At 60.8% G+C, this 12961-nt stretch carries 9 protein-coding genes and 1 pseudogene; 8 read left to right on the top strand and 2 right to left on the bottom strand.

What is annotated here, in order from left to right; translation table 11 throughout:
- Window positions 1–105: 105 nt before the first annotated feature.
- Window positions 106–1317: a CmpA/NrtA family ABC transporter substrate-binding protein gene (locus tag QFX16_RS09635; RefSeq protein ID WP_283183734.1), complete on the top strand. Its 1212-nt coding sequence runs from the start codon at window positions 106–108 to the stop codon at window positions 1315–1317.
- A 15-nt stretch (window positions 1318–1332) separates the two neighbouring features.
- Window positions 1333–1908 (top strand): ANTAR domain-containing response regulator, encoded by a 576-nt coding sequence (locus tag QFX16_RS09630; protein ID WP_008146285.1) that lies wholly within the window; start codon window positions 1333–1335, stop codon window positions 1906–1908.
- A gap of 130 nt (window positions 1909–2038) precedes the next feature.
- On the opposite strand, the pseudogene QFX16_RS29535 reads toward QFX16_RS09630, so the two are convergent.
- A pseudogene (locus QFX16_RS29535) lies at window positions 2039–2225 on the bottom strand (hypothetical protein).
- A 37-nt stretch (window positions 2226–2262) separates the two neighbouring features.
- Between QFX16_RS29535 and QFX16_RS09625 the strand changes: the two are divergent.
- The 6 genes from QFX16_RS09625 (at window position 2263) to cobA (ending at window position 11763) form a co-directional block, all read left to right on the top strand.
- Complete coding sequence (locus QFX16_RS09625) at window positions 2263–3474, top strand: nitrate/nitrite transporter (RefSeq protein WP_283183733.1); 1212 nt, start codon at window positions 2263–2265, stop codon at window positions 3472–3474.
- Between the two features lie 7 nt (window positions 3475–3481).
- A complete protein-coding gene (locus QFX16_RS09620) occupies window positions 3482–5152 on the top strand; it encodes a bifunctional protein-serine/threonine kinase/phosphatase (protein ID WP_283183732.1) in 1671 nt (556 codons plus the stop codon).
- 354 nt (window positions 5153–5506) lie between these two features.
- Window positions 5507–7960 (top strand): nitrite reductase large subunit NirB, encoded by a 2454-nt coding sequence (gene nirB / locus QFX16_RS09615; protein ID WP_283183731.1) that lies wholly within the window; start codon window positions 5507–5509, stop codon window positions 7958–7960.
- Window positions 7957–8274 carry a nitrite reductase small subunit NirD gene (gene nirD, locus QFX16_RS09610; protein ID WP_283183730.1) on the top strand — a complete coding sequence of 106 codons (318 nt, stop codon included), beginning with the start codon at window positions 7957–7959 and terminating at the stop codon, window positions 8272–8274. The genes nirB and nirD overlap by 4 nt, the downstream gene beginning before the upstream one ends.
- Window positions 8274–10988 (top strand): nitrate reductase, encoded by a 2715-nt coding sequence (locus tag QFX16_RS09605; protein WP_283183729.1) that lies wholly within the window; start codon window positions 8274–8276, stop codon window positions 10986–10988. The genes nirD and QFX16_RS09605 overlap by 1 nt, the downstream gene beginning before the upstream one ends.
- Window positions 10989–10998: 10 nt before the next feature.
- Window positions 10999–11763 carry a uroporphyrinogen-III C-methyltransferase gene (gene cobA / locus QFX16_RS09600; RefSeq protein ID WP_283183728.1) on the top strand — a complete coding sequence of 255 codons (765 nt, stop codon included), beginning with the start codon at window positions 10999–11001 and terminating at the stop codon, window positions 11761–11763.
- An 85-nt stretch (window positions 11764–11848) separates the two neighbouring features.
- Here cobA and QFX16_RS09595 read toward each other — a convergent pair whose 3' ends face one another.
- Complete coding sequence (locus QFX16_RS09595; protein ID WP_283183727.1) at window positions 11849–12883, bottom strand: OmpA family protein; 1035 nt, start codon at window positions 12881–12883, stop codon at window positions 11849–11851.
- Window positions 12884–12961 lie beyond the last annotated feature (78 nt).

Raw genomic sequence — 12961 nt, 5'->3', positions numbered from 1 at the left:
CACTCATGCCAACGGCGGGATGAGTCGAAAGACAACGGCGTCGTCACTTGGCCTTGCCCTGGCAAGCAGCCCGGTCCGGCGCTTTTTTATGGAAGGTGTTTACTGATGATTGAAGTTCCAGCCAACCCCCTGGCCTGGGTCAACGGCAGCGATGCCCCGGAAAAGACCGAAATCAGCCTCGGCTTCATGGCCCTGAGCGACTGCGCCTCGGTAGTGGTCGCGGCCACGCAGGGCTTTGCCCAACCTTATGGCCTGACCCTGAACCTCAAGCGCCAGTCGTCCTGGGCCAACCTGCGGGACAAACTGGTCAGTGGCGAACTCGACGCCGCCCACAGCCTGTACGGTTTGATCTACGCCGTGCATTTGGGCATCGGCGGTGTCGCATCGACCGACATGGCGGTGCTCATGGGCCTGAATCAGAATGGCCAGAGCATCAACCTCTCCCATGGCTTGCAGGCGCTGGGCGTGACCAGTCCTGAAGCACTGGAACGGCACGTGCACCAAAGTCGCCCAAAACTCACCTTCGCCCAGACATTTCCTACGGGCACCCACGCCATGTGGCTGTATTACTGGCTCGCGAGTCAGGGCATCCACCCGTTGCAGGACGTCGACAGCGTGGTGGTGCCGCCGCCGCAAATGGTCGCGCACCTGCAAGCCGGGCGCATCGACGGCTTCTGCGTCGGCGAGCCATGGTCCGCCAGCGCGGTGCAGCAAAGTCTGGGGTTCACGATGGCAACCACCCAGACCATCTGGCCCGATCATCCGGAAAAAGTCCTCGGTTGCACCCGCGCCTTTGTCGAGCAATACCCCAACACCGCAAGGGCGCTGGTGATGGCGATTCTGGAGGCCAGCCGCTTCATCGAAGAAAGCACCGAGAATCGCCGCAGCACCGCGAAGCTGTTGAGTGCCCCGCAATACCTCGACGCACCGCTCGACTGCATCGAACCGCGATTGCTCGGTGACTACGCCGATGGCCTGGGTCATCGCTGGCAAGACCCGCACGCGCTGCGCTTCCATGGTGATGGCGAGGTCAATCTGCCGTATCTGTCCGATGGCATGTGGTTCATGACTCAGTTCCGCCGTTGGGGTTTGTTGCGCGACGACCCGGACTACCTCGGCGTGGCCCGTCAGGTCCAGCAACTAGACTTGTATCGAGAGGCCGCCACCACCGTAGGTGTGGCCGTGAGTGATCAGCCAATGCGCAGCAGCCAGTTGATCGACGGCAAGGTCTGGGATGGCCTGGACCCCGCCGGCTATGCCCGCAGTTTCAAGCTGCACGCCATGAGCGACAGCTCGCCCCTTCTCGCCAGCCGCTGACAGGAGACTACGAATATGTTGCGTATCCTGCTGATCAACGACACCGCGAAGAAAGTCGGTCGCCTGAAGGCGGCCCTGACCGAAGCCGGGTTCGAGGTGATCGACGAGTCGGGCCTGACCATCGACTTGCCCGCGCGCGTCGAAACGGTGCGTCCGGACGTGATTTTGATCGATACCGAGTCACCGAGCCGCGATGTGATGGAACAAGTGGTGCTGGTGAGCCGCGACCAACCGCGGCCGATCGTGATGTTTACCGATGAACATGACCCCGATGTGATGCGTCAGGCGATCAAGTCCGGCGTCAGTGCCTACATCGTCGAAGGCATCCACGCACAGCGCTTGCAGCCGATTCTCGACGTGGCCATGGCGCGTTTTGAAAGCGACCAGGCCTTGCGCGCCCAGCTCAACGCCCGCGACCAGCAACTTGCCGAGCGCAAGCGCATCGAGCTGGCCAAAGGGCTGCTGATGAAAATGAAGGACTGCAACGAGGAAGAGGCCTACACCCTGATGCGCCGCCAGGCCATGAGCCGGCAGCAGAAGCTGATTCAGGTGGCGGAGCAGATCATCGCCATGAGTGAGTTGCTCGGCTGAAGCTCTGTAGTGCCTGAAAGGACCCCATCGTCGGAACGCCGCCCGGAGCAAGCTCACTCCCACAGTTGATTTGTGTACGGCGCAATTCCCTGTGGGAGTGAGCCTGCTCGCGAATGGCGGCGACTCGGTTTCACCTGTTGGCACAGATCTCGCTAGGTAATCGCCACAGGTAACCAACGGCGGTTGCCCCACCTACGACAAAGACGTCGCTCACCTCATTTGCCCTTTGGCGAATCCGGTGGCGGCGTTTTTTTGTTTTGGCCCCACAGACCGGGGCCGGTGGTGCGGCCGATGCGGCGCCCCACCTGCAAGCTCATGACTCCTTCTCGAGACTCCTAACAGCTGAGGTGCGCGATGAATTCAAGCTTCTGGAAATCCGGCCATACCCCGACACTGTTCGCGGCCTTCCTCTATTTCGACCTGAGTTTCATGGTCTGGTACCTGCTCGGTCCAATGGCGGTGCAGATCGCCGCCGATCTGCAGCTGACCACCCAACAGCGCGGACTGATGGTGGCCACGCCGATTCTGGCCGGGGCGGTATTGCGCTTTGTGATGGGCTTGCTGGCTGATCGCCTGTCGCCGAAAACCGCCGGGCTGATTGGACAGGTGATCGTCATCTGCGCCCTGTTCGGCGCCTGGAAACTCGGCATCCACAGTTATGAACAAGCGCTGGTGCTGGGCCTGTTCCTCGGCATGGCCGGCGCATCCTTCGCCGTCGCTCTGCCGCTGGCGTCGCAATGGTATCCGCCACAACACCAAGGCAAAGCCATGGGCATCGCCGGTGCCGGTAACTCGGGCACAGTGCTCGCTGCACTGATCGCCCCGGTGCTGGCCGCTGCATTTGGCTGGAGCAACGTGTTCGGCTTCGCCCTGATCCCGCTGATCCTGACCCTCATCGTCTTCGCCTGGCTGGCCAAAAACGCGCCTGAACGGCCAAAAGCCAAATCGATGTCCGACTACTTCAAGGCCTTGGGCGACCGCGACAGCTGGTGGTTCATGTTTTTCTACAGCGTGACCTTCGGCGGCTTCATCGGCCTCGCCAGCGCCCTGCCCGGCTATTTCAACGACCAATATGGCCTGAGCCCGGTGACTGCCGGTTACTACACCGCAGCCTGCGTGTTCGGTGGCAGCTTGATGCGTCCGTTGGGCGGCGCTCTGGCCGACCGTTTCGGTGGCATTCGCACCCTCTTGGGGATGTACACGGTGGCGGCGGTCTGCATCGCAGCGGTGGGTTTCAATCTGCCGAGTTCCTACGCGGCACTGGCACTTTTCGTCTGCACCATGCTCGGTTTGGGCGCAGGTAACGGCGCCGTTTTCCAATTGGTGCCGCAGCGCTTTCGTCGCGAGATCGGTGTGATGACCGGTTTGATCGGCATGGCCGGCGGTATTGGTGGATTTGCACTGGCAGCGGGCATGGGCGCGATCAAACAAAGCACCGGCAGCTATCAACTGGCCTTGTGGTTGTTCGCCAGCCTTGGCGTTCTGGCCTGGTTCGGTCTGCACGGCGTGAAACGTCGCTGGAGAACCACTTGGGGTTCGGCAGCCGTGACCGCTGCTCGGGTCTGAAGCCTTAATGAGCCTGCAACTGAGTTTTGCCGAAGCGAGCGCCATCGGCCCTCGCGAGGAGAATCAGGACGCCCTGCGCCTGGTGACTCCGGCCCCGGCGCTGGCGGCGAGCAAGGGTTACCTGTTCGCCATCGCCGATGGCGTCAGCCAGTGCGCCGATGGTGGCCTCGCCGCCCGCTCGACGTTGCAGGCTTTGGCGCTGGATTACTACGCCACACCGGAAACCTGGGGTGTCGCACAGGCATTGGATCGTCTGCTACTGGCCCAAAATCGCTGGTTGCAGGCCAATGGCGGTGGGCAACCGTTGCTCACCACGGTCAGTGCTTTGGTGATGCGCGGTAGGCGTTTTACCTTGGCCCATGTCGGAGATTGCCGGGTTTATCGCTGGCACGCCGACACCTTGCAGCGGGTCAGCGAGGATCACGTCTGGGACCAGCCCGGCATGCAGCATGTGCTCAAACGGGCCCTTGGGCTCGATCAGCATTTGGTGCTGGATTTTCTCGATGGCGAACTGCGGTTGAACGAAAGTTTCGTACTGCTCAGCGACGGCATTTGGGCCGTGCTGGGTGACACCGCGATTGCGGCAATTCTGCGCGATCAACCGGATCTGAACAGCGCCGCGCAGACCTTGGTCAACGCGGCGCATCTGGCCGGCAGCCAGGACAATGCCAGCGCCTTGCTGGTGCGGGTCGATGCCCTCGGTGAAACGAGCATCGGCGATGCGTTGATTCATTTGCAGCAATGGCCGCTGCCGCCAGCCTTGAAAGCTGGCCAGACTTTCGAGGGCTGGCAGATTGAGGGATTACTCGGCCAGAGCCAGCAGTCGCTGCTCTATCGGGTACGCGATGGGCAACAACAACCCTGGCTGCTGAAAACCTTGCCCGGTGCACTGCGCGACGATCACTTGGCCGGGCAGGCGTTGCTGTCGGAAGAATGGTTTCTCAAGCGCGTGGCCGGGCGGCATTTCCCTGAAGTCCACGCCGCCAGTCAGCGTCAGCATTTGTACTACGTGATGCGGGAATATTCCGGATCTACCTTGGCGGAGTTGCACGCCGATGTCGGACCGCTGCCTCTGCCCCAATGGCAGGATTTGGCCGAACGCCTGCTGCGCGCCGTTGGCATGCTGCATCGACGGCAGATTCTCCATCGCGATATCAAACCGGAGAACCTGCTGCTGGGGGACGACGGCGAATTACGCCTGCTGGACTTTGGTCTCGCCTACTGCCCGGGCCTTTCCGAAGATCAGCCTTCTGCCCTGCCCGGAACACCCAGTTACATCGCGCCGGAAGCCTTTCGCGGGGAAGCACCGACACCGCAACAGGACCTGTATGCCGTCGGCGTGACCTTGTATTTCCTGCTCACCGGGCATTATCCCTACGGCGAAATCGAAGCCTTCCAGCGCCCACGGTTCGGGGTTCCTGTCAGCGCCAGTCGCTATCGACCCGACCTGCCGGAATGGATTACGCAAAGTCTGGAGCACGCCGTGGCGGCGGATCCGGATCAACGCTTTGAAACGGCGGAAGAATGGTTGCTGCTGCTGGAACAGGGCGAGCGGCGCAGTTTGAGCGTGCGACCCAGACCGCTGCTGGAGCGCGAACCGTTGAAGGTCTGGCGGACCTTGGCGCTGGTGTCGTTGCTGGTGAACCTGGTGTTGCTGGTTTTGATATTTCACGGCTAACACCGATCCCCTGTAGCAGCCGAACGCAGGCTTCGCCAGTTGCTACAGACCGCTCCAATTGCGGGCAACGTGCAATGTTTCAGTGCAAAAACATCCAAATCAAATGCCGAGTCCGCGACCAACCCCAGTAAATCCGGGTACCTGAAGAACTTGGCACAACCACTGCATTACCTCTCTCACCATACATAAAGCCCAGCCTTCAACGATGAAGGATGCGCTGCCCGAGAGAACGGGACCAGGACAAAGGCGTCCTCGCTAGGCAACTAGCGGGACGCCTTTTTTTGTTTGCGCAAATTTTGTCGAGCAAGACCTGAAAGCCCTGATGAGGCGGGTCCGAGCTCCCCGGAGAACCTGATGAAAAAACTAAAACTGGTGATGATCGGCAACGGCATGGCCGGGGTTCGCACCCTGGAAGAACTGCTCAAGTTGAGCAATGAGCTGTACGACATCACGGTCTTCGGCGCCGAACCTCATACCAACTACAACCGCATCCTGCTGTCGCCCGTGCTGGCCGGCGAACAAACCTTCGAAGAGATCGTGCTGAACGATCTGGACTGGTACCTGGACAACAACATCAAGCTGCTGCTCAACCGCAAAGTGGTGGAGATCGACCGGGTCAAACGCCGGGTTATCGCCGAAGACGGCAGCGAGGCCGAATACGATCGCCTGCTGATCGCCACCGGCTCGACTCCGTTCATCCTGCCGATCCCCGGCAACACCTTGGACGGCGTGATCGGCTACCGCGACATCGCCGACACCCAAGCAATGATCGACACCGCGAAAACCCACAAGCACGCCGTTGTGATCGGTGGCGGCCTGCTCGGCCTGGAAGCCGCCAACGGCCTGATGCTGCGCGGCATGCACGTCACCGTGGTGCACATCGGTGAATGGCTGCTGGAACGGCAACTGGACAAAACCAGCGGTCAGTTGCTGCAAACCGCCCTGGAAGCCCGCGGCCTGCACTTTCGTCTTTGCGAGCAAACCCAGGCCCTGCACGATGCCGGCAATGGCCGGGTCGGCTCGGTTGAGTTCAAGAATGGCGACATCATCCCCGCCGACCTGGTGGTGATGGCCGCCGGTATTCGACCCAACACCGAACTCGCGGAAAAATCCGGTATTCCCTGCAACCGCGGGATTCTGGTCAACGACACCCTGCAAACCTACGACCCACGCATCTACGCCATCGGCGAATGCGCCAGTCACCGCGGCATCGCTTACGGCCTGGTGGCGCCGCTGTTCGAACAGGCCAAGGTCTGCGCCAACCACCTCGCCCAATTGGGCTTCGCCACCTACAAGGGCTCGGTGACGTCGACCAAATTGAAAGTCACCGGCATCGACCTGTTCTCCGCCGGCGACTTCATGGGCGGCGAAGGCACCGAAACCATCACCCTTTCCGACCCTATCGGCGGGGTCTACAAAAAACTGGTGATCAAGGATGACGTGCTGGTCGGGGCCTGTCTGTACGGCGATACGGCAGACGGTGGCTGGTATTTCCGGCAGATCCGTGAGAATCACGCCATCGACGAGATCCGCGATCACCTGATGTTCGGTGAAAACGCTTTAGGCGATGTAGGACATCAAGGCCAGGACAAAGCCATGAGCATGGCCGACACCGCCGAAGTCTGCGGCTGCAACGGCGTGTGCAAAGGCACCATCGTCAAGGCGATTCAGGAGCACGGGTTGTTCAGCGTCGACGACGTCAAGAAACACACCAAGGCTGCCAGCTCCTGCGGCTCCTGCGCCGGGTTGGTGGAACAGATCCTGATCAACACCGTGGGCGGCGCAGCGGACGTCAAACCGAAAAGCGAAAAAGCCATTTGCGGTTGCAGCGACTTGAACCACGGGCAAATCCGCCAGGCCATCCGCGAGCAGCATCTGCTGACCATCTCCGGCACCCTGAGCTATTTGAACTGGCGCACGCCGAACGGCTGCGCCACGTGCCGGCCGGCGCTCAACTACTACCTGATTTCCACCTGGCCTGGCGAAGCCAAGGACGACCCGCAATCGCGCCTGATCAACGAACGGGCCCACGCCAACATTCAGAAAGACGGCACTTACTCTGTAGTCCCGCGGATGTGGGGCGGTGTGACCAATCCTTCGGAGCTGCGGCGCATTGCCGACGTGGCCGACAAATACAACGTGCCAATGATCAAGGTGACCGGCGGCCAGCGTATCGATTTGCTGGGGATCAAGAAGCAGGACCTGCCGGGCGTCTGGAAGGACCTCGACATGCCGTCCGGCCACGCCTACGGCAAATCCATCCGCACCGTGAAAACCTGCGTCGGCAGTGAGTTCTGCCGCTTCGGTACCCAGAACTCCACGCAACTGGGCATCGAGCTTGAGCACGACCTGTTCAACATGTGGTCGCCGCACAAAGTGAAACTGGCCGTCTCCGGTTGCCCTCGCAACTGTTCGGAAGCAGGCATCAAGGACGTCGGAATTATCGGCGTGGATTCGGGCTGGGAGATGTACATCGGTGGCAACGGCGGGATCAAAACCGAAGTCGCGGAATTCTTCGTCAAGCTCAAGACCGCCGAGGAAGTGCGCGAATACAACGGCGCGTTCCTGCAGCTCTATCGCGAAGAAGCTTTCTACCTCGAACGCACCGTGCACTACCTGCAACGGGTCGGCATGGAACACATCAAGAAAGCCGTGCTGGAAGACCCGGAGCGGCGCAAGGCACTCAACGATCGCTTGCAATTCTCCTTGTCGTTCGAACAGGACCCGTGGAAGGAACGCCTGGAACAGCCGCTGCTGAAGAAAGAATTCGACGTCATCACGGTGAAGAATCTGGAGGTGCCGGCATGAACTGGCTGGATATCTGCGCACTGGAAGAAATCAATGCCCTGGGCTCGCGGATCATTGCCGGCCCGAAAGGCGACATCGCGATTTTTCGTACCAGCGACAATGAGGTTTTCGCACTCGATGACCGCTGCCCGCACAAGGGCGGGCCACTGTCCCAAGGTTTGATCTACGGCAAACGGGTCGCCTGCCCGCTGCATAACTGGCAGATCGACCTGGAAACCGGCGAAGCACAGGCCCCGGACATCGGTTGCGCTCACCACCATTCAGCACGGGTCGAGAATGGCCGGGTGTTTCTGGCCCTGCGGGAAGCAAGCTGATGAACCAGATCACCGCTTCCACCTGCTGCTATTGCGGGGTCGGCTGCGGCGTGCTGATCGAGCATGACGGCGAGCGCATTCTCGGCGTCAGCGGCGATCCGACCCACCCGGCCAACTTCGGCAAACTGTGCAGTAAAGGCTCTACCTTGCACCTGACCGGCGACCTCGCGGCCCGGGCGTTGTATCCCGAACTGCGCCTGGGAAAAGGCCTGGCACGCAGCCGCACTGACTGGGATACCGCCCTCGATCACGCCGCCAGCGTTTTTGCCGAAACCATCGCCGAACACGGCCCGGACAGCGTGGCGTTCTACATTTCCGGGCAATTGCTGACCGAGGATTACTACGCCTTCAACAAACTGGCGCGAGCGCTGGTGGGCACCAACAACATCGACAGCAATTCGCGCCTGTGCATGTCTTCGGCAGTGGTCGGCTACAAGCGCAGCCTGGGCGCCGACGCACCGCCATGCAGCTACGAAGACCTGGAATTGAGCGACTGCGTGATGATCGTCGGCAGCAACATGGCCTACGCCCACCCGATACTTTTCCGTCGCCTGGAGGAAGCGAAATCCCGCCGGCCGCAGATGAAAGTCATCGTCATCGACCCGCGTCGTACCGACACCTGCGATTTGGCTGACCTGCACCTGGCGATTCTGCCGGGCACCGATGTCGCGTTGTTCCATGGGATTTTGCACCTGCTGTTGTGGGAAGACTGGGTCGACCGCGACTTCATCAAGGCCCACACCGAAGGCTTGGCCGAACTGAAAAACCTGGTGCGCGATTACACGCCGCAGATGGTTTCGCAGCTCTGCGGGATCAGCGTCGAGCAACTGCAGCAATGCGCCGAATGGGTTGGCACTTCACCGAGCTTCCTGTCGCTGTGGTGCATGGGCTTGAACCAGTCCACCGCCGGCAGCGCGAAAAACAGTGCGCTGATCAACCTGCACCTGGCCACCGGACAAATCGGCCGCCCCGGTGCAGGACCGTTCTCCCTGACCGGTCAGCCAAACGCCATGGGTGGTCGCGAAACCGGCAGCTTGTCGAACCTGCTGCCCGGCCATCGCGAGGCCGCCAATGCCGAAGATCGCGCGGAAGTGGCAGCGTATTGGGGCGTGGATCAACTGCCTGCAAACACCGGGCTCACCGCTATCGAGTTGTTTGAGCAGATGCGCAGCGGAAAAATCAAGGCACTGTGGATCGCCTGCACCAACCCTGCGCAATCAATGCCGGATCAAACCGCCGTGCGCGCGGCACTGCAAGCCTGCCCGTTCGTGGTATTGCAGGAGGCCTTTCGCACCACCGAAACCGCAGCCTTCGCAGACCTGTTGTTGCCCGCCGCCAGTTGGGGCGAAAAGGACGGTACGGTGACCAACTCCGAACGGCGCATTTCCCACGTTCGTCGAGCCATCGTCGCACCCGGCGAAGCCCGCTCTGACTGGGCGATCACCGTTGATTTCGCACAGCGCCTGGAAAAATATCTACGTCCCGATCAAACCAGCCTGTTTGCCTTTGAAAACCCGGCGCAGGTCTTCGACGAGTACAAGCAATTGACGCGCGGGCGTGATCTGGACTTGTCCGGCATCAGTCATGCACTGATCGACCACCTCGGCCCGCAGCAATGGCCCTTCCCCACTGGCGCCAGCGAAGGTACGGCGCGGCTGTACCTGGACGGAATTTTCCCGACGGCCAGTGGACGTGCGCAATTCGTGGCTGACCCGTATCGCGCCGCCAAGGAACAACGCGACGCGCGCTTCCCGCTGACCCTGATCACCGGCCGCCTGCGGGATCAATGGCACGGCATGAGCCGCACCGGCACCGCCGCACAACTATTCGGCCACGTCAGCGAAGCCGTGTTGAGTTTGCACCCGGATGAACTACGCCGGCATCGGCTGCAATCGGGCGACCTGGTCAGCCTGAAAAGTCGCCGTGGCGCGTTGATTGTCGCCGTCGGCGGTGACGACAGCGTGCGACCCGGCCAGGCCTTTCTGCCAATGCATTGGGGTGATCGCTTCCTCAAGGGCGGCGTAAATACCCTCACTCTTCCCGCCTTCGACCCGCTATCGAAACAGCCCGAACTCAAACACAGCGGCGTGCGCCTGGAACCGGTGGAACTGCCGTGGAACCTGTTCGCCCTGATCGAGGGCGATGTTCAACAGCATTTTGAGACGCTACGGCCGCTCTGTGAGGCGCTTTCCTACGTCAGCCTCAGCCTGGCCGGCCGCGAACGCCCCGCGCTGCTGGTACGCGCGGCCAGCGCCGTCGCGCCCGATCCGCAATTGCTGCGTGATATCGATCAATGCCTGGGACTCAACGATGGCCCGGTTTTGGCCTACGACGACCCACGGCGCTCCATCGGTAAACGGGTGCGGATCGAGAACGGCCGGATCACTGCCATTCGCCTGGCCGGTGAAACCCTTGCCCAACACTGGCTGCAAAGCCTGTGGCTGGAAGGTCGCGCTGACGAACAGCTGCGGCGCTGGCTGCTGGCACCGCTGAGCGCACCACCGGGCAACACCCGTACGCCGGCCATCGGTAACAAAACCCTGTGCAACTGCAAAAACGTCAGCCAAAGCGCGGTCTGCGCCGGCATTAGCCGCGGCCTGGACCTGCAGGGCTTGAAACAAGAATTGGGCTGCGGCACGCAATGCGGCTCCTGCGTCCCGGAAATCAAGCGTCTGCTGGCCGCCACTGCGCAGCCGGTCGCCGTCACCTCGTGAGGAAAACACTATGAGCGCAAAAGTCTGGCTGGTGGGTGCGGGTCCTGGCGATCCGGAACTGTTGACCCTCAAGGCCGTGCGGGCGTTGAGCGAAGCGGATGTGGTGCTGATCGATGACCTGGTCAACGACGCGGTGCTGGAGCATTGCCCGCAGGCGCGGATCATTCCCGTGGGCAAGCGCGGCGGCTGTCGCTCCACACCTCAGGCATTCATTCATCGCCTGATGCTTCGTTATGCCCGCCACGGTAAATGCGTGGTGCGGCTCAAGGGTGGCGACCCGTGCATTTTTGGCCGGGGCGGCGAAGAGGCGCAGTGGCTGCGTGAGCATGGGGTCGAAGTGGAACTGGTCAACGGCATCACTGCCGGGCTTGCCGGCGCAACGCAATGCGATATTCCGTTGACCCTGCGGGGTGTTGCGCGCGGCGTGACGCTGGTCACCGCCCACACTCAGGATGGCAGCAGTCTGAACTGGCAAGCCCTGGCCCAAGGTGGCACGACGCTGGTGGTGTATATGGGTGTCGCAAAACTGAGCGAGATTCGTGAGCAGTTGCTCGCCGGAGGAATGGCGGCGGATACACCGGTGGCGATGATTGAAAACGCTTCCCTGCCACACCAACGTGAATGTCGGAGCGATCTGACAGCGATGGAAGAAGATGCCCACGCCTTTGAGTTGAAAAGCCCAGCAATCCTGGTCATCGGCGCGGTTGCGGCCTGTGCAGAAGTACCCCTGTCGGTATCTGATTTTCCCGCGAATGCAGTCAATCTGTCAGCCTGACTCTCCCTGCTTCAACCCTGCCCTCACCAAATCGCAGACAAAGAAAAGCCCGGCCTAAGCCGGGCTTTTCAGAGCTGCGCGCTAATTACTTAGCGTTAGCTTCAACCTGCGCTTCTACGCGACGGTTTACAGCTTGGCCAGCTTTAGTCGCGTTGTCAGCAACTGGGCGGGATTCGCCGTAGCCAACAGACTGAACGCGGGACGATTCAACACCGTACTGGTTGGTCAGAACTTGCTTAACGGCGTTTGCACGGCGCTCAGACAGTTTCTGGTTGTAAGCGTCAGGACCGACGGAGTCAGTGTGACCTTCAACAGTAGTGCTGGTGGATGGGTACTGCTTCATGAAGTCAGCGAGGTTTTTGATGTCGCCGTAGCTGTTAGGCTTGACTACCGACTTGTCGAAGTCGAATTTCACGTCCAGCTCAACACGAACAACTTCAGCAACTGCTGGGCAGCCATCAGCGTCAACAGTTACGTTGGCTGGGGTGTCCGGGCACTTGTCAACGTTGTCGCAAACGCCATCGTTGTCGCTGTCGGAGCAGACTTCAGCTGGTGCTGGAACTGGAGCAGCAGCAGGCTTGGAGCCGCCACCGAAGTTCACACCGATACCGACGCTTGGAGCCCACTCGGTGTCGCCCTGGTCGATGTTGTATTGAGCTTCAACGCCAGCACGGGCGTAGAAGTTCTCGGTGAAGTACAGCTTGGCACCGCCGCCAACGTTGGCGAAAGTGGAACGGTTACGACCGCCGGAGCCATTCTGACCGATGCTTTGATCGGAGAAGCCAGCCGATACGTACGGACGCAACATGTCGCCCGGGTTGTTGAAGTGGTACAGAGCGTCCAGAGCGGTGTTAGCGCCCTTGATGTTACGACCGTCGTCGGAACGCACGTTGTGCACTTCGTCGTAAGCCAGACGCAGTTCAACGTCGTCGGTCAGGAAGTAGCCGATCGAACCGCCGAACAGGTTGCCGTTGTTCTTGAAGTTACGAGCGCTGTCGAATTGTTCTTTCTTGGCGAAGCCTTCGATTTCAACTGCGCCTTGGCCTTGTGCCAGAGCGCCGAACGAAGTGGCGGCAATCAAAGAACCAATGGCCAAGCCCAAGGTGTTTTTCAGTTTCATCCGTTAAATCCCCATCTGGTGATTGTGAAGCAGTCCCGCAAACCGGGGGACAACTCGGCGGCAAGTCTATCAGAACTT

Origin of the sequence: Pseudomonas svalbardensis (assembly GCF_030053115.1) — a bacterium.
Lineage (GTDB): Bacteria > Pseudomonadota > Gammaproteobacteria > Pseudomonadales > Pseudomonadaceae > Aquipseudomonas > Aquipseudomonas svalbardensis.
This window is presented reverse-complemented; position numbering and strand designations above follow the sequence as displayed.

Excerpts from the sequence above, each read along its gene's own strand:
- QFX16_RS09595 (WP_283183727.1), bottom strand. The coding sequence starts at position 12,883 with ATGAAACTGAAAAACACCTTGGGCTTGGCCATTGGTTCTTTGATTGCC.
- QFX16_RS09635 (WP_283183734.1), top strand. The coding sequence starts at position 106 with ATGATTGAAGTTCCAGCCAACCCCCTGGCCTGGGTCAACGGCAGCGAT.
- QFX16_RS09620 (WP_283183732.1), top strand. The coding sequence starts at position 3,482 with ATGAGCCTGCAACTGAGTTTTGCCGAAGCGAGCGCCATCGGCCCTCGC.
- QFX16_RS09630 (WP_008146285.1), top strand. The coding sequence starts at position 1,333 with ATGTTGCGTATCCTGCTGATCAACGACACCGCGAAGAAAGTCGGTCGC.
- QFX16_RS09605 (WP_283183729.1), top strand. The coding sequence starts at position 8,274 with ATGAACCAGATCACCGCTTCCACCTGCTGCTATTGCGGGGTCGGCTGC.
- cobA (WP_283183728.1), top strand. The coding sequence starts at position 10,999 with ATGAGCGCAAAAGTCTGGCTGGTGGGTGCGGGTCCTGGCGATCCGGAA.
- nirB (WP_283183731.1), top strand. The coding sequence starts at position 5,507 with ATGAAAAAACTAAAACTGGTGATGATCGGCAACGGCATGGCCGGGGTT.
- nirD (WP_283183730.1), top strand. The coding sequence starts at position 7,957 with ATGAACTGGCTGGATATCTGCGCACTGGAAGAAATCAATGCCCTGGGC.
- QFX16_RS09625 (WP_283183733.1), top strand. The coding sequence starts at position 2,263 with ATGAATTCAAGCTTCTGGAAATCCGGCCATACCCCGACACTGTTCGCG.